At 42.5% G+C, this 16,645-nt stretch carries 11 protein-coding genes; 2 read left to right on the top strand and 9 right to left on the bottom strand.

What is annotated here, in order from left to right; all coding sequences use genetic code 11:
- The first annotated feature begins 87 nt into the window (after positions 1-87).
- On the top strand, positions 88-1,407 hold the full coding sequence (locus tag IE070_RS03555; protein WP_189480530.1) for a Na+/H+ antiporter NhaC family protein: 1,320 nt from the start codon (positions 88-90) through the stop codon (positions 1,405-1,407).
- Here IE070_RS03555 and IE070_RS03550 read toward each other — a convergent pair.
- The 6 genes from IE070_RS03550 to dnaK form a co-directional block, all read right to left on the bottom strand.
- Positions 1,391-2,494, bottom strand: a complete 1,104-nt coding sequence (locus IE070_RS03550; protein WP_189480529.1) for a nucleotidyltransferase family protein — start codon at positions 2,492-2,494, stop codon at positions 1,391-1,393. The genes IE070_RS03555 and IE070_RS03550 overlap by 17 nt on opposite strands.
- Positions 2,494-3,339, bottom strand: coding sequence for an HprK-related kinase A (locus tag IE070_RS03545; protein WP_189480527.1), 846 nt, complete (start codon positions 3,337-3,339; stop codon positions 2,494-2,496). Before IE070_RS03545 ends, IE070_RS03550 begins: the two co-directional genes overlap by 1 nt.
- 269 nt (positions 3,340-3,608) lie before the next feature.
- A complete protein-coding gene (locus IE070_RS03540) occupies positions 3,609-4,235 on the bottom strand; it encodes a hypothetical protein (RefSeq protein ID WP_189480526.1) in 627 nt (208 codons plus the stop codon).
- A 182-nt stretch (positions 4,236-4,417) separates the two neighbouring features.
- A complete protein-coding gene (locus IE070_RS03535; RefSeq protein ID WP_189480524.1) occupies positions 4,418-5,221 on the bottom strand; it encodes a M48 family metallopeptidase in 804 nt (267 codons plus the stop codon).
- A 94-nt stretch (positions 5,222-5,315) separates the two neighbouring features.
- The gene (gene dnaJ / locus IE070_RS03530) at positions 5,316-6,449 is read right to left on the bottom strand and encodes a molecular chaperone DnaJ (RefSeq protein WP_189480521.1); all 1,134 of its coding nucleotides are present in this window, start codon (positions 6,447-6,449) and stop codon (positions 5,316-5,318) included.
- A gap of 63 nt (positions 6,450-6,512) precedes the next feature.
- The gene (dnaK, locus tag IE070_RS03525; RefSeq protein ID WP_189480519.1) at positions 6,513-8,423 is read right to left on the bottom strand and encodes a molecular chaperone DnaK; all 1,911 of its coding nucleotides are present in this window, start codon (positions 8,421-8,423) and stop codon (positions 6,513-6,515) included.
- Positions 8,424-8,634: 211 nt separating this feature from the next.
- On the opposite strand from dnaK, the gene luxS reads away from it, so the two are divergent.
- A complete protein-coding gene (gene luxS / locus IE070_RS03520; protein WP_189480517.1) occupies positions 8,635-9,144 on the top strand; it encodes an S-ribosylhomocysteine lyase in 510 nt (169 codons plus the stop codon).
- Between the two features lie 221 nt (positions 9,145-9,365).
- On the opposite strand, the gene IE070_RS03515 is transcribed toward luxS, so the two are convergent.
- From IE070_RS03515 to IE070_RS03505, 3 genes are all read right to left on the bottom strand, one after another.
- The gene (locus IE070_RS03515; RefSeq protein WP_373296906.1) at positions 9,366-10,892 is read right to left on the bottom strand and encodes a diguanylate cyclase; all 1,527 of its coding nucleotides are present in this window, start codon (positions 10,890-10,892) and stop codon (positions 9,366-9,368) included.
- A 97-nt stretch (positions 10,893-10,989) separates the two neighbouring features.
- Positions 10,990-14,139: a PAS domain-containing protein gene (locus IE070_RS03510; protein WP_189480513.1), complete on the bottom strand. Its 3,150-nt coding sequence runs from the start codon at positions 14,137-14,139 to the stop codon at positions 10,990-10,992.
- Between the two features lie 36 nt (positions 14,140-14,175).
- Positions 14,176-16,641 (bottom strand): sensor histidine kinase, encoded by a 2,466-nt coding sequence (locus IE070_RS03505; protein ID WP_189480512.1) that lies wholly within the window; start codon positions 16,639-16,641, stop codon positions 14,176-14,178.
- Between the last annotated feature and the right edge of the window lie 4 nt (positions 16,642-16,645).

Genomic DNA, 16,645 nt, shown 5'->3' with positions numbered 1-16,645 from the left:
GACCCTATTACTGCTGAGCAGCGGCCATTAATTGACAAGACGTCTGGCCATCTATATAGTGCGCTGCCATTTTATGAGGTTGCTATCATGAATTATGCTGTCACCAGCGGCGCTCGGCGCTCGCTTATTCCGCTATTGCTGTTTGTGTTGCTGTTTCTTGGCAGCGGCCTGTATTTTCAAAGCCAAAATGTAGATTATGCGTTTTATCAATTACCAGGCCATGTGGCGATTTTACCGGCACTGATATTAGCAGTTTGGCTGCATCGTGCACCGCTGACGCAATCTATAGACGTGATCGTAAAAGGCGCGGGTAATAGCAATATTATTACCATGTGTTTAATCTACTTACTGGCAGGCGCGTTTGCCAGTGTGGCGACTGCCACAGGCGGCGTAGATGCCGTGGTCAATGCCGGCCTTAGCGTAATACCTGCACAGTTTATTTTACCGGGTCTGTTTGTCATTGCAGCGTTGGTGTCTACCGCAATGGGAACCTCAATGGGCACCATTGGCGCTTTAGCGCCCATCGCAGTGGGCTTGGCCAATCAAGCCGATTTAAACCCCGCAGTGGTAGCCGGTGTATTGTTAAGCGGCGCCATGTTTGGTGATAACTTATCGATTATTTCTGACACAACCATTGCTGCTACACGCACGCAAGGGGCCAATATGTCAGATAAATTTAAAGAAAATATTAAGATCGCGCTGCCAGCTGCACTTGTTACGCTGATCCTCTACGGTTTGTTAACAACGCCAACCAGTGCTGTAACCGTTGAGGCCTTTAGCTGGACCGCCGTGTTACCTTATGCAGCAATCTTAGTATTAGCGGTAATGGGACTGAATGTTTTTGTGGTATTGCTGCTGGGTATCGCATTGGCCGCGCTACAAGGGAGCTTTGTTGCTGATTACGCTTTACGTAATCTTGGGCAAGATATCGCAACCGGTTTTGCTAATGTGCAAGAGATTTTCTTACTGGCCATGTTAGTCAGCTCGCTGAGTGAGTTTATAAAACAACAAGGTGGACTGCTCTGGATCTCGTCAAAAGTCCAGCAAGCCACTAACCGTTTAAAACTGGCAGGGAATAAAGCGCAGCAATTGGCGATAGCAGCCTTAGCCTTTATCAGCAATTTGTGTATTGCTAACAACACGGTAGCGATAGTGTTAACCGGTGATGTTAGCCGTAATTTAGCGCAGCAGCATCAGATAAGCCCAAAACGCAGCGCCAGCTTACTCGATATTTTTGCCTGTATCAGCCAAGGCCTTGTACCCTATGGTGCACAAGCGTTGTTACTGGGTGCCAGCTTTGATATTTCCCCTTGGCAAGCCATTACTCATAACTACTATTGTATGGTGCTATTGGCTGTGGCGTTAGGGGTTGTTGTGTTACGGCGTACAACTAATCAGGCCCTTTAGAGTTAAAATGATATTTGCCAAATAACGCATCTCTACAGCCAAAAAAACTTTTTACCACGAAATGACTGATCAAAATATGCGTGGGCATTTTCAACCAGTGCCCTCGAAAATATATAAGGCGTTTCGCCCAACGATGCTGCCAATTACAAACAAGAGGATGATCGGGAATAAGTGCAGGTATTAAAATGTTTCGAACCCAAAGCTTATTGCAAGCATTTACCTCGTAGTAACTTCTTAACATTGGATCTAACGCTGGACCTAAATAGTGATGTAACGCTGCCAAACAATATTTTAACTCAAGATTGAAACCTGTTGAATCAGCAAGCTTATGCAACTTCTGCCAAAAATCTGTCGAGTTGAACTCTGAAATAAGTAAATGAAGGTCCCACAAGTCACGCATAGCACTTTGTGTTTCCTCGTTCATAAAAAGATGGATTATACTGTGTAGTACCATCGCCTCAGGGTTTAAAACCGTTGCTCCAGATGTTGTTTTAATCACTAGATTAAAAAAAATTGACATATCAGCAGCACGACCACTTATCGGCAGATATAAATTGTGGTGCAAATCTAAAACCGTCCCTCTCAATAAATGCACCATTGGCGGGATCTCGTGGCTCCATTTGCGATAATATCGCTCATCGTAGGAGTTGAGCTTATCCGTCTTCCATCTATGCTGCTTGAGTAAAGCTTCTGATGCACCAAGTTCAGCTTTCGCTACTAATACATCTAAATCATTGCAAATTCGCCCACGACTATTTTGGGTATTTGCCAAAGTATAAGCAGCTCCTTTAAGGTAGATTGGCTCTATACCCGCTTTTATAAATGTGTCTTGTAGTTCCCGACACTCAAACTTAATTTGCTGTGCTTGCCTATCGGCGTAAACTAATGAAGATATTAAATGGCGTTTTGCAAACTCAGGCAACGAAACTAACAAATTATGTCGCTCTAATACTGCAGCAAGAGAAGCCAATAACTTCGCTTCTCGAAATAGTAAAATAATTTGCTGCCAATTATTTAAAGACAAAGTCAGACAACGCTCAGGCTGTGCAAGATAAAGTAACAACTGCTGTGGTGATATTGTTAACATTAAGCCTGTACCAACTCATCAAAAAATGTTGCCAATTGTGTCAAGTCACTATATTCAGCTTGATATATACCTGCCCTACTAACTATGTCAGCCGAAAGAGTAAATGCCGTCTTACCTAAAACATTATAATTAAAAGCATTTCTACTAAGCTGACTAAAGGCATCTAACTGATCTAACTTATAAAGCTTTAACTCAGAGCCTGTTTTGAATTTAGGGAAAACCAAAGCAGTTATTGGTACAGGTGTTAATTGCTGATATTGCTGCCACGACAAGACCTTTACATGAGCTACATCACCTTTTTGAGTGTCTCGGCATACTGGAGTGATAATTGCACTTGGATGCCAGTTTTTCATTAACTCTATACTGTCGTTTTTTAAACAGACAGGGCGAAACATAGGTTTAACGTTTTGACTATCAATATCAATAATTGCCATTTCATCACTGTAAACGAACCAACCACTTAGGCCAAGAAAAGCACTTAATGTGCTTTTGCCAGAACCAGGGGAAGCAGGGCACAAAATAGCTTTATTGTTTTTTACAAGCACAGCCGCATGTAACAAAAAATGTGAGAAATCATGTGCAGCTACACACCAGTTCATTCCCCACTCCAAAAGTGCATAAGCCTGACTTTGCGGTAGCGGTTTAAATGGAGAGTGTTGATCACAATGAAAGCTGACTTGAGGTTTAAAAAACCTACGTAGCAATGACGTTGATGTTAACGACAAATTAAAATCTGCCACAACCTCAACAGAACTCGAATCACCATAAATTAATTGGGTATTATGAATTACAGCGGGAATTTTTGTAGATAAATAAAAACTGTATAAACCACAGTTTATAAGCATTCAAATCTCACTAACGTTGACAACCAGTTTATTAACTAATAAAAAATCTAACGTTTGGGCAGCTTCGTTGTCATCAATACCTAAAGCTTGTGAAAACTCGGCTGCTGTAAAACGTAACAGGTGCTGTAAGGTGTATAGTTGCGATGTCTCGGATGATAAAGACTTAACAAAAAATGTATCACCCGAGCAGCCATTAAAAACTGCAAAACCACTTTTATCACGAAAAAAATGCAAGTAAACGTACTTTTCAAAACAAAAAAAAATCATAATTACTTACAAACACTCCTATAATTGGACGCAATTTCATCATAATACTTGAAATAATTATCAACATTATCGTTCATATTCAAAGTTATATTCCTAACATACCAAGCCGTAAAGATTTTTTTTACTAACTCAGCAGCTTGAGATTTTGAAACATCCGTATAAAAACCAAAATAAGCATTTAGGTATACGGCAGATAGGTGACATAAGATATTATTATCACCAGTGCCGTTAAATTTTAAACCATCCTCAATAGTTCTAACACCACTCACTAAATCGGCAGGTAGGGGTAGGATAAAACTCTTGACTAATTTAACTTCTTTGTCATAACAAGTGAATGTTAAGTCAGTAGAATTAGCAAAAAAAGCTTTAACCTTGCCCGGCCTATTATTACCAGACTCATAATTTTTCCAACCACCAGGAGAACGACCGCCCACTATTCTTGGCATTTCGCAGTCATGACGGTCATTGTTTTGAGATAAATTACCAGATAAGGCTCCCGAAACAGAACAAGCACCCCACACGGATTTTGCTGGCATGGAAGCGATAAAAAAACTCGCGCCGGTTTTAGTTAAAAACTTACGGCGGTTTAATTTTGACGCGTCTTGGTCTTTCAGGTTATTTCCTTGCATAATGCGCTTCCAACAAGTTATGAGTTTGATGCTTGGGTTACAAACAAATTTACTTCTACATTTAATTTCTACAAGTATGCAAAAATCGATCCACTAACGTAGAGTGCCTGATCTGCTTAATATTTGCTTTTATCTAGCCCAAAAGTATCAGGCCAGTTGTAAAAAAATCTGACAGCAACCGCTTAGTTTCTGCGACAATTTGGTAATGCACCTTGCGCTTTGCGATTCGTAAACAGTGTAGCAGCTTGTGGCATAGTTTGCTGCAATGTTCGAATACGCGTATCGGGCACGGGGTGGCTAGAGAGAAACTGCGGGCCACTGGCACCACTTGCCGCTGCCATATTACGCCATAATACCACAGCGTCTTCTGGATCAAAGCCCGCTTTCGCCATTAATTCTAACCCAATAATATCCGCTTCGGTTTCGTGCGTGCGGCTAAACGGTAAAGCCACGCCGACTTGTGCCCCTAAGCCTAACGCCGCCATTAATTGTTGCTGATACTGCACACCGTAAGCTTTTGAACCGGCATCCGCTAGCGCTAAACCCGCTTGTAAAAACTGGTTAGTCGATAAACGTTCGTTGCTATGCCCCGCCATTACATGGCCAATTTCGTGTCCTACCACTGCCGCGAGTTGCGCAGGGGTTTTCGCCACATTTAATAAGCCCGTATACACGCCAATTTTGCCACCCGGTAAGGCGAAGGCGTTTACTTGCTCACTGTCAAATACCACGACTTCCCAGTTTTGTTTGCGATACTCATCAGGTGTCACCGCCAATAACGCATTAGCCACACATTGTACATAGCGGTTGGTAGCTGCATTGGTCGTGATCTTTTCTTCGGTTTTCATTTGTTCAAAGGTTTGCGCACCCATGGTATTAAGCTGATTATTATCAAACAGCATAACTTGGCGTCTGCCAGTAGGCGACTGCGCACACGCGGCAATTAATACGGAACACACCGCTGTAACTAATAGCTTTTTCAACATATGAACTCCTTGAACTTCTTTCCCAGTAAACTAGTGTACCCCGCTGGCATAAAAAAACCACCCATTGAGGGTGGTTTCTGTTAGCAAGACGCGCTTAGCTGGTTAAATCATCAAAGAACTTTTTGACGCCGTCAAAAAAGCCTTTCGATTTAGGCCGGTGAGTCGCTTCACTTTCTCCCGTCATGCTGTCATCTAGTTGACGCAACAATTCTTTTTGCCGCTCAGATAACTTCACTGGGGTTTCGATAACGACTTTACACACTAAGTCACCTACACCACCACCACGAACCGATTGCACACCTTTGCCACGTAATCGGAACATTTTGTCCGTTTGCGTTTCGGGTGGAATTTTCAGCTTCACGCGGCCATCTAAAGTAGGCACATCTATTTCGCCCCCTAACGCCGCTGTGGCAAAACTCATCGGCACTTCGCAGTACAAATTATTACCATCACGCTGGAAGATAGGATGCGCTTTCACGCTTACCTGTACGTATAAATCGCCCGCTGGAGCGCCATGCATGCCCGCTTCGCCTTCACCGGTTAAACGAATACGATCACCGGTGTCCACGCCTGCAGGAATTTTAACCGCCAAGGTTTTGGTTTTTTCGATGCGACCTTCGCCATGACACTTCGTACACGGATCAGGAATAATCTTGCCACGCCCATTACACGTTGGGCAGGTTTGCTGAACCGCAAAAAAGCCCTGACGCATCGTAACTTGGCCCGCACCATTACAAGTAGGACAGCTTTTTGCTGAGGTGCCTTTTTTAGCGCCCGAGCCATCACAGCTATCACAGCCAACCATCGTTGGCACTTTGATGTCGACAGATTTGCCTTTAACGGCTTCTTCTAGAGTTAATTCGAGATTGTAGCGTAAGTCGGAACCGCGCTGCGCGCGCGATTGGCCACGACGGCCGCCACCACCAAAGATATCACCAAATACATCACCAAAAATATCGCCAAAATCGGCACCACCTGCGCCCCCACCACCACCGCGGTTGGGATCTACCCCGGCATGGCCGAAACGATCGTAGGCAGCACGTTTTTGCTCGTCAGACAAAACCTCATAGGCTTCCTGTACTTCTTTAAACTTCTCTTCCATCGCTTTATCACCCTGCGTTCTGTCAGGGTGAAACTTCATGGCGAGGCGTTTGTAAGCCTTTTTGATGTCTTTATCGTCGGCGCCTTTTGCGACACCTAACACTTCATAATAGTCACGCTTGGACATAGATCTGTGCTTATTTCTCAGTAAAAGAGCTGCAGTATACCCTGCAGCTCATATTAGCGTTAATTACTTCTTATCGTCTTTTACTTCTTCAAACTCGGCATCGACAACATCATCGCCAGCACCGGCTTGTTGAGCGCTATCCGCACCGCCTTGTTGGCCTTTGGCTTGCGCAGCTTCCATCAGTTTTTGCGATGCTTGGATCAAGGCCTGCGTTTTCGCCTCAATTTCTGCTTTATCGCTACCTTTGATCGCTTTCTCAAGCTCACTAATGGCCGCTTCTACCGCGTCTTTATCGTTAGCGGCTAAGGCTGAACCCACTTCTTCCAGTTGCTTGCGTGTTGCATGCACCATAGCATCGGCTTGATTACGGGTTTGCACCATTTCTTCAAACTTTTTGTCTTCTTCCGCATTTAATTCGGCGTCACGAACCATTTTAGCGATTTCTTCTTCGCTTAAACCTGAAGACGCTTTAATGGTGATCTTTTGCTCTTTACCGGTGTCTTTATCTTTGGCAGACACATGTAAAATACCATCGGCATCCAAATCAAAGGTTACTTCAATTTGCGGTTCGCCACGACGACCTGGACGGATCCCTTCTAGGTTAAATTGACCCAGAGATTTGTTGTCTGAAGCACGTTTACGTTCACCTTGTAACACATGAATGGTTACTGCAGCCTGATTATCATCTGCTGTTGAGAACACTTGCGACTTTTTCGTCGGGATAGTGGTGTTTTTCTCAATTAGCGCTGTCATCACGCTGCCCATAGTTTCGATACCCAGAGACAATGGTGTTACGTCTAACAGCAGAACGTCTTTAACATCGCCCGATAATACCGCACCTTGAATCGCCGCACCGACTGCAACCGCTTCATCTGGGTTAACGTCTTTACGTGGCTCTTTGCCAAAGAATGCCGTTACTGCTTCTTGCACTTTTGGCATACGGGTTTGACCGCCAACCATAATGATCTCGTCGATTTCCCCCACGCTTAAATCAGCATCAGCTAAGGCCTTTCTTAGCGGTTCTAAGGTACGCTGTACTAAATCGTCCACTAAAGACTCTAATTTAGCGCGAGTTACCTTGATGTTCAGGTGCTTAGGACCTGAAGCATCGGCCGTAATATAAGGCAGGTTAACCTCGGTTTGTGAGGCTGAAGATAATTCAATCTTCGCTTTTTCACCGGCTTCTTTTAAACGCTGCATGGCCAAAGGATCGTTACGCAGATCCATGCCTTGCTCTTTCTTAAACTCGTCAACCAAGTAATTGATAACGCGGTTGTCAAAGTCTTCGCCACCTAAGTGAGTATCACCGTTAGTCGCTAATACTTCAAACGTTTGCTCGCCATCTACATCATCAATTTCAATGATAGAGATATCGAAAGTACCACCACCTAAGTCATATACTGCAACTTTGGTGTCGCCTTTCTTTTTATCCATACCATAGGCCAGAGCGGCAGCGGTTGGTTCGTTGATAATACGTTTTACATCTAAACCCGCAATACGGCCAGCATCTTTCGTTGCTTGACGCTGCGCATCGTTGAAGTAAGCAGGTACGGTGATAACGGCAGCAGTAACGGGCTCACCCAAATAATCTTCTGCTGTTTTCTTCATTTTTTTCAGTACTTCAGCAGAAATTTGCGGTGCAGCTAATTTTTTGCCTTTTACTTCTACCCACGCATCACCATTATCAGCCTTTACAATTTGGTAAGGCATAATTTTAATGTCGCGCTGTACTTCTTCGTCTTCAAAACGACGACCAATTAAGCGCTTAATTGCAAACAGCGTATTTTTCGGGTTTGTCACCGCTTGACGCTTTGCCGGTTGACCAACCAATACTTCGCCATCTTCTGCATAAGCAATAATAGAAGGCGTGGTACGCGTGCCTTCGGCGTTTTCTAATACTCTTGGCTTGTCACCATCTAAAATGGCCACACATGAGTTGGTTGTACCTAAGTCAATACCAATGATTCTACCCATAACTACTCTCCACCTAATATTCTGAACAATACAACATTGCGATGACCGATTAGTGGGGATTAGCCCTGATCTATTCAAGGTTATACCCCGTAATTTTTTATGTTAAGTGGTTAAAAAGTGTTTAATTGCACCTAAAAAGCAAAAGCCATTAACTTCTTCGCCGTGACAGCGTTATAATCAATGTATCTTTTTTTCGCTAACTGGATGTGTTATGCCATTACTTGATAGCTTTACCGTAGACCATACCATTATGAAAGCCCCTGCCGTTCGTATCGCTAAAAAGATGAATACGCCTAAGGGCGACGCCATTACTGTCTACGATTTACGGTTTTGTGTGCCAAACGAAGAGATTTTATCGGAGAAAGGCATTCATACTTTAGAGCATTTGTTTGCAGGCTTCATGCGTGATCATTTAAATGCAAATGATGTTGAAATAATTGATATTTCGCCTATGGGCTGTCGTACCGGTTTTTACATGAGCCTTATTGGCACACCCGACGAGCAACGCGTGGCTAAAGCTTGGCAAGCAGCAATGGACGACGTATTGCACGTTGCCAGTCAACACGATATCCCTGAGCTAAACATTTATCAATGTGGCACAGCGCAAATGCATTCACTTGATGAAGCCAAGCAAATTGCCCAAAACATTTTAAGCCGTGGCGTTGGCGTTAACCGCAATGACGAGCTTGCGTTACCCGCAGAAGTGTTAAAGACGCTATGACACTGCCGTGAACACGACATACATCACGTATAATTGGTGTTCACATCACAATAGAAAATAAGCGTGATACAGGAAATAGTGAAAAAGGACTAATTATAAGTCCTTTTTCTTTTTAAGCGCCTGTTTCGTGTTATGCCGCGCCAGCTTTCAAGCCGCTACGAGACATATCACCTCAATTTTCACGACAGCAACATAGGTTTGGAAGAGGCGTGTTTTGGTCGTTAGACCACCTGATTGCGCCCAGCTTGCTTTGCTTTGTACAACGCTGCATCGGCGGTTTCAACTAACTGTGCAGAACGGCTAAAACTATTATCGCTGGTTGAAGCAACCCCAGCCGAAAAAGTACAACTGAAATGATCATCTTGAAAATTGAAACGCAACTGGCTAAAGCTATCTAAGATGCTGTTAACCAATATCCGAGCTTGTGCTGCTGTGCAATCCGGTAACACAAGCATAAACTCCTCACCACCATAGCGACCTGCTTTATCCGTTTTTCTAATGCGTTTACTGAGTAAAGTGGCTAAGGCCGTAATCACAACATCTCCAGTGGCATGCCCATAGTTATCGTTAACACGTTTAAAAAAGTCGATATCTAGCATTACGATACTTAATGGCGTTCCATGTCGCAGAGCTCGCTCAAACTCAAGATCGGCGACTTGTTTGATGGCACTGTGCTTGATTAAATTTGTCAGGCTGTCTTTTTCAATCAGATTTTTAATCTCTAAACTTCTGGCTAAACGTACTTTCACCGACTGCGCTAGCAAAACATCATCAATTGGCTTCGTTAGAAAATCATCGCCACCATGCGAAAGCGCCTGTATTTGCAGCGTTTTATTCATCTCTGATGACAAAAACACAATAGGTAAGCGTTTAAATGCTTGATATTGTCTAAGTAACCCGGCAATTTCAGGACCTGAATATTCCGGCATATATAAATCCATTAACAGCAAATCGGGTTGAAATTGCATCAACTCGCTGACAATATTCGTAATATGCTGCACGATATGCGTTTTAATGCCAACACTGTTAAGCACCAACGCATAATGTTCTGCTAGCAATTGATCATCTTCAACAATGGCCACGCGCCCCACATTGCTTGTTTCTTTATCTATCAGTTCAATTAACGTGGTAATAACCTGTGGTATTACGATGGGCAAAATAAAAAAAGCTTCAGCGCGCTGCTGTGCGGCTTTGATTCTAAGAGAAAAATCATCTTGTACAGAATACATCACTAAGCGCACTTGCTGCTCGCTGATGCGTTTTAGTAGGGCACTTTGATTAAAAAAATCGAGGCCTGCAACCAATACGTCACTAAATATTATTGCTGGTGTCTGCGTTTGTAATTTTTCAAAACACTCATGATAGCTTTGTAACCGCAGCACATGATGTCCATAAGCGACAAGCTGCGTTATCAAATCTGTGACAAAGCTTTCATCGGGTAAGAGGATCCAAATACTGCTTGGTTTAACATTGGGCTGAGTGCGCTGGATGTTGCCGGTTTTTCCTTCATGCACAGCGGATAACACTGCTGTCTGAAAATCTGTTACAGCTTGCTTTAAGAGAGGCAAAACTTGTTGTTGTTCTAGTGTGGGCTTATCAAGGACATCTTTTACCAGTTGTTCAATTTGTCTGGCGGCAACGCCAAGCTCATAATAGCCAAAGGTTCCACATGCACCAGCCAATTTATGAGCTTCTGCTAATAAATAACTTAAGTCTAATGCATCACCGTCAGCAGTAGCCTGTACCATTTGCATTGCCCGTTCGGGAATACTTTGCTCAAATCGGCGTCTTAAACCACTAAAAGCTGCATTTAAATCAGACTGGTTTTTTTCTTTCACAAATGTCCTATTCATGTTTATCAACGGGTTTCAAGCTCGGTAAATTGGCAAAAAATGTGGTGCCTTTACCTAATTCACTCTCAAAATAAATATCCCCACCCATCTGAACGATCAACTCTTTACAAATCGCTAAGCCTAAACCCGTTCCACCATTTTGGCGCAAATTGGAATTGTCAGCTTGGGCAAAACGCTGAAATACTCGGTTTTGAAAGTCTGCTGAAATACCTTGGCCACTATCTGAAACAGCTATGACAATATTATCACCCTTTGTCTTTGCAGTTAACAAGACGGTACTCTCCTTTGGAGAAAATTTAATCGCATTAGAAAGTAGATTGGTGAGTACTTGCTGCAATCTAAGCGTATCTGCAAGCACAATATCCGTGCCAGGTGCAATTTGGGATTCAATAAAAACCCGATGTTGATTTGCAAACGGTTGAATATTATCAACCGCCTGCATCAGCTCCGTAGCTATATTTAATGGTTTAATATCAAAAGGCATTTTGCCAGCAGTTAGTTTTTCGATATCTAACAAGTCGTTAATTAATTGATTTAAGCGCTTACTATTATTCTCTGCCACATTAAGCAACTTAAGCATAAATGCGGGTACATCCCCCAACTTACCCGAATTCAGCAACGCCAGTGCGCCACTAATTGCAGTTACCGGTGTACGTAATTCATGACTGACAGTTGAAATAAAAGCATCTTTCATTTGCTGCAAAACCATACGATCTGTCACGTCTTGTACCGATCCTATGAGAATTTGTTCTGGATTATCCTCTAGTGGCAGCATACGCGCTAATTCGTGAACCCAACGAATAGTGCCATCAGGTCGAATAATACGATGCACGACATCATGCAATCCCGTTGCCAATGCTCGTTGCTCGCTTTCAGCGACTAAATGCCTATCATCTGGATGCAGTGTACTTTTAAACAAAGCAACACTGGGAACCACATTATCATCTATACCAAATATCTGATAAATGACTGGCGACCAAAGTAGCTCCCCTGTTACTAATGATGCCTGCCAGAAACCGATCAATGCTGTTTCGCTGGCTAGCTCCAAGCGTTGTTGACTGAGTTTTAGCGCTTGGTTAACACGCTCTAATTCTAAATAATGCAGTTTACTGCTGGTAATATCTTCCAGATAACCGTGCCATAATGTACTACCATCGGGCATACGTTCTGGCGCAGCTCTGCCTGACAACCAAATTGGATATTCCTTATCTAACCAAACACGATACTGGTGTTGCCAGATGGATAAATTAACGGCTGACTCCTCAATACTTTTTGCCAGATCAGGGAGATCATCAGGATAAATTTTATTAAAAATAAAGTTTGCGTCACTTTTAACTTGTTCGGGCGTTACGCCGTAAATCTTGTTAATGTTATCGCTCACATAAGGAAAGGCAATACGACCATCTGGCCATTGTTGGTATTGATAAACCATCCCAGGCAATTGTCGGGTTAAATTTAACAATTGCTGTTTCAAGGTTTTTTCTTCGGTAATATCTAAAATAAAGCCGTCTAAAAAGGTCACCTGCTGATCAGCATACTCGGCACGACCTCGCTCTTCTACCCATCGAATCTCGCCAGATTTATGAATAATACGATATTCTAATAACCAGTTACTGTGCTCGTTAATCGCTTTAGCAACGGCTTGTTCTAGGCGATCGTGATCTCCCGGATGAATAACACTCGCATAGCTTCGTACACTATTATTAATAAAGTCACTTGCTGGATAGCCTGATAAAGGATCGATACTGCCACTCATATAAATCATGGTCCAAGCTTTGTCTGCCTTACAACGATAGGTAATACCGGGGATATTGGTAACCAAGGCTTGGAATTGATCACGACTATCCTGAAGCTCAGAGCGAATGGTCATTTCTTTGGTTAAATTTATGTGGCAACCCACCATTCGCAACGGTTGCTGATCATCATCCCATTCAATAACCTTACCTACACAGCGCACCCACACCGTTGAACCATTTTTATGGTTATATCGCACTGTATTATCAAAAGGTATTAAACCTTTGGAGGAAATATGCTGCCGAAAGCTGTCTAGTACTGCGGGCAGATCCTCTTGGAAAATAATTTGTTGCCAAGATTCAGGTGCGTTCTCCATCTCATGATCAGCATAGCCAAACATACTTTTAAAGCCAGGACTTAGATACTCCGTATTCTGCGGAATATACCAGTCCCAGTAACCGGCCATACTTTGCTCAAGTATTTGTTCATACAATTGGCGTTGTTCTGTCAATTTTTGTTCGGTTTTAATTTGCTCCGTGATATCAGCATGGGTACCATACATCATTAAAGGTTTACCCTCAGCGGTCCAACTTACCACTTGCCCTCGATCATGTACCCAAATCCAATGCCCCGCCTTGTGTTTCATCCGGCATTTACAATCGTAAAAAGGCAACTCGCCTGAAAAATGTTGCTGTAACAATTTACTTGAACTGGCTAAATCATCAGGATGCACAAATGACAGCCACGTATTAATATCTATTGGTTCAAGCTCTTCTAAGGAGTAACCAATCATCTCAGCCCAACGCGCGTTAAAAAGCGTAGCACCTGTTTGAACATTCCACTGCCAAGTACCAATTCTTGTACCTTCTAATACTGAGCGATACATTAATTCACTAGCCAGTAATTTTTGATGAGCGTGTTCTTGTAACCGATCCTCGATTTCTTGTTCAACCAACTCAGCAAAGCCACATAAAATTTGCCGATCACGTTCGGTTAATTGACGCGGCATTTTGTCAATAATACAGAGTGTCCCGATATTTTGCCCTTCGAAGCGAAGTGGTACACCGGCATAAAAACGGATAAAAGGCGCAGAAGCAACTAATGGATTATCATTAAAGCGAGGATCTTTACAGGCATCAACAATCTCGAAAACGTCCGTTTGTAAAATAGCATGACCGCAAAATGAGATATCTCTTGATGTTTCACAAGCCGCAATTCCTTGACGAGATTTAAACCATTGCCGTTTGTCATCTACCAGTGAGATCAATACCATTTCCACGTTAAAACACTGTTTTACTAAGTGTGTAATGCTGTCAAAACGTGGCTCGTCTTCTGTGTCGATTAACGATGTATTCGCTAAAGCAGCTAAACGAAGGGGTTCACTGTTAGGTATATCAGGTAACTGCATAGAGACATCCGTTATTAACTTTATTAATAAAGCCTATTATTGGTCTTCATCTTTAGAAAGCACTAAAGGGAAGGTTAACCAAAACGTAGTGCCATGACGAAGTTCAGAAACAAAACCAATATCTCCGCCCATTTTCAGGGTTAATTCTTTACTTATCGCTAAGCCTAAACCAGTTCCACCTTGTTTACGGGTGCTCGCAGCATCACTCTGCGTAAAACGTTCAAAAATACGGGCTTTAAACTCTTCTGGAATACCCATCCCTTGATCAATGACTTCAAGCTTAATACTAGTATGATCTTCAGAGACTTTCACGGTGACATGATTACCCGCGGCAGAAAACTTAATCGCATTGGATAACAAATTATGGATAACTTGCATCAACCGCATGCTGTCCACGTTTGCGTAAAGTGTTTTAGTGGGATAAATCGCTTCAATTTTTACATTAAACTGCTCTGCATAGCTGCTAATTGTTTGAATAGCATCTTCTACGATTGGAACAATAGCCATCACTTGCAGCGATAACTGCATCTTGCCTGCCAACAGTTTCTCAATGTCCAGCAGATCATTAATCAAAACAGACAATCGCTGACTATTTTCTTCAGCTACCCGCAACAACTTAGCCACTTTAGGGGGTAATTCGGCTAACGTACCTGAATTAACTAATCTTAACGCACCATAGATTGAGGTAAGCGGTGTGCGCAATTCATGGCTGACCGTTGAAATAAATTCATTTTTTAGTTTTTCATTACGATGACGCTCAGAAATATCTTTAGCGATACCCAGGTAACCTCGAATCATCCCCGCATTATCTTGTATAGGAGTAACAGTTAATGATACGAGAATCTGTTGCCTGTCTTTTCGTACATAATGCCACTCTCGAGATTCGCTACCCTGTTGCTCTGCAACGATAACAAACGCTTTAAAACCAATGATTAATTGTTGATATTCCTGACTTAACTCAGCCGCGCGTGCATCAACCTCAGTGTTCAGATGTAAGATCGCAGGCGTTTGTAGTTGAACCATCTCAGCTGCAGTATAACCAGTGAGCTTTTCTGCACCAGGGCTAAAATAACTAATCAATCCCTCTTGATCGGTAGCAATAATAGAAAAGTCTGACGCTGCAGTTAATATGGCTTCTAATTGACTGTTCGCATGGTGTAACTCATTATTACGCTGAATCAGTTCTTCTGATAAACCCGCTTGTAACGTTTTACCCTCGTTAAACGCTTGGCTTATATCGATACTTGCACTGCGTAATACATCCGCTAGCGCATTATATTCCGCTAAATTACTTTGAGGTATATGCAGTGTTTCGTTGCCTGAGATCAGGTTTTTAAACGTTTTACTGGCTTGCGTTAAATGCTGAAAGGGCGCACTTATCAGTCGGCTGAGAAAAACACTTAATAGCACCGCAAAAAACATAAATCCCACCAAAAGCGATAACTGCGCAGTACTATCGCGTTGTAATTTTGCCAGCGCCTCTGCTGAGCCTTGCTCAACTTTTATAAACCATTTACGTTCAAGAGCGTCCATTGACAGAATATAAAAATAACGGGTCGCTTTTAAACGATCTAGCGTAATAGCTTCCTCGGGTTGCCAACGGCTAAACCCTAACTGCATTGGGAGTATGACGTCATTTTTTTCGGTATTTTTTTCGGTATTTTTTTTGGTAATAGTACCTACAGAAAATTTAAGATTTTGCGCATCGTCAAAAATAGCAATACCGCTGTTTTGGTCGGGTAGTAATGCGGTTAAATAGGCTGGTATCAGTGCTTCAGAAGCAACGCCGCTGTTAAGATGTCTTGCAGTAATTTCGGCAATAAGCAGTAACCGTTGCGCTATAGCTGCCTCATACTCAGATTGCAATTGTCTAGCATTAGAGAACAAAGGTACCGCACCGGCTAAAAACGTTAATGCCATTAAACTATTAAATAAAATTTGTTTCAGTGCGAGGGGGGGCAAATCAAAACGTTTCGATAACACAGGTTGTGCTTGAATAAGCATAATCAAAACTGCAGCAACTAACGTATTAAATACACCATTAGTCATCTGTTTTAACCATATATTACTAGCAGTCTGAAAACTTACCTCGACAAAATAAACATAAAAAATAAGCACCATGGGCAACCCCATGAGTAACCAAAATATAATATCTTGAATCACCAGATGGGTATTTTTACGTGTAGACCACCGCCAACCTAACCACACCATTTCTAACGTAAAAATAACAAACGCGTAAGGGTGCTCCCATAAAAACCACGTTAATAAAGCAGCCGAGGCGGCAACAATTAGCGCGCCTTTGTACCCTAAAATAACCAATGCCAAAACCGCTAGACTAGAACCAAAAATGAATTCAACCCCAAAAAAAAGCGGGATCCGAATATAATTTAGTGTTATTGCACTGATACAAAAAAGTATTAAAAACCCTACCCAAACGCTTTTAGAATGTGGTTGTCCAAAACGGCTAGTAGCGCCTGTAAACTCACGAGAAGGATTATTCATTGTT

The organism is Alishewanella tabrizica (genome assembly GCF_014652375.1).
GTDB classification, from domain to species: domain Bacteria; phylum Pseudomonadota; class Gammaproteobacteria; order Enterobacterales; family Alteromonadaceae; genus Alishewanella; species Alishewanella tabrizica.
This window is presented reverse-complemented; position numbering and strand designations above follow the sequence as displayed.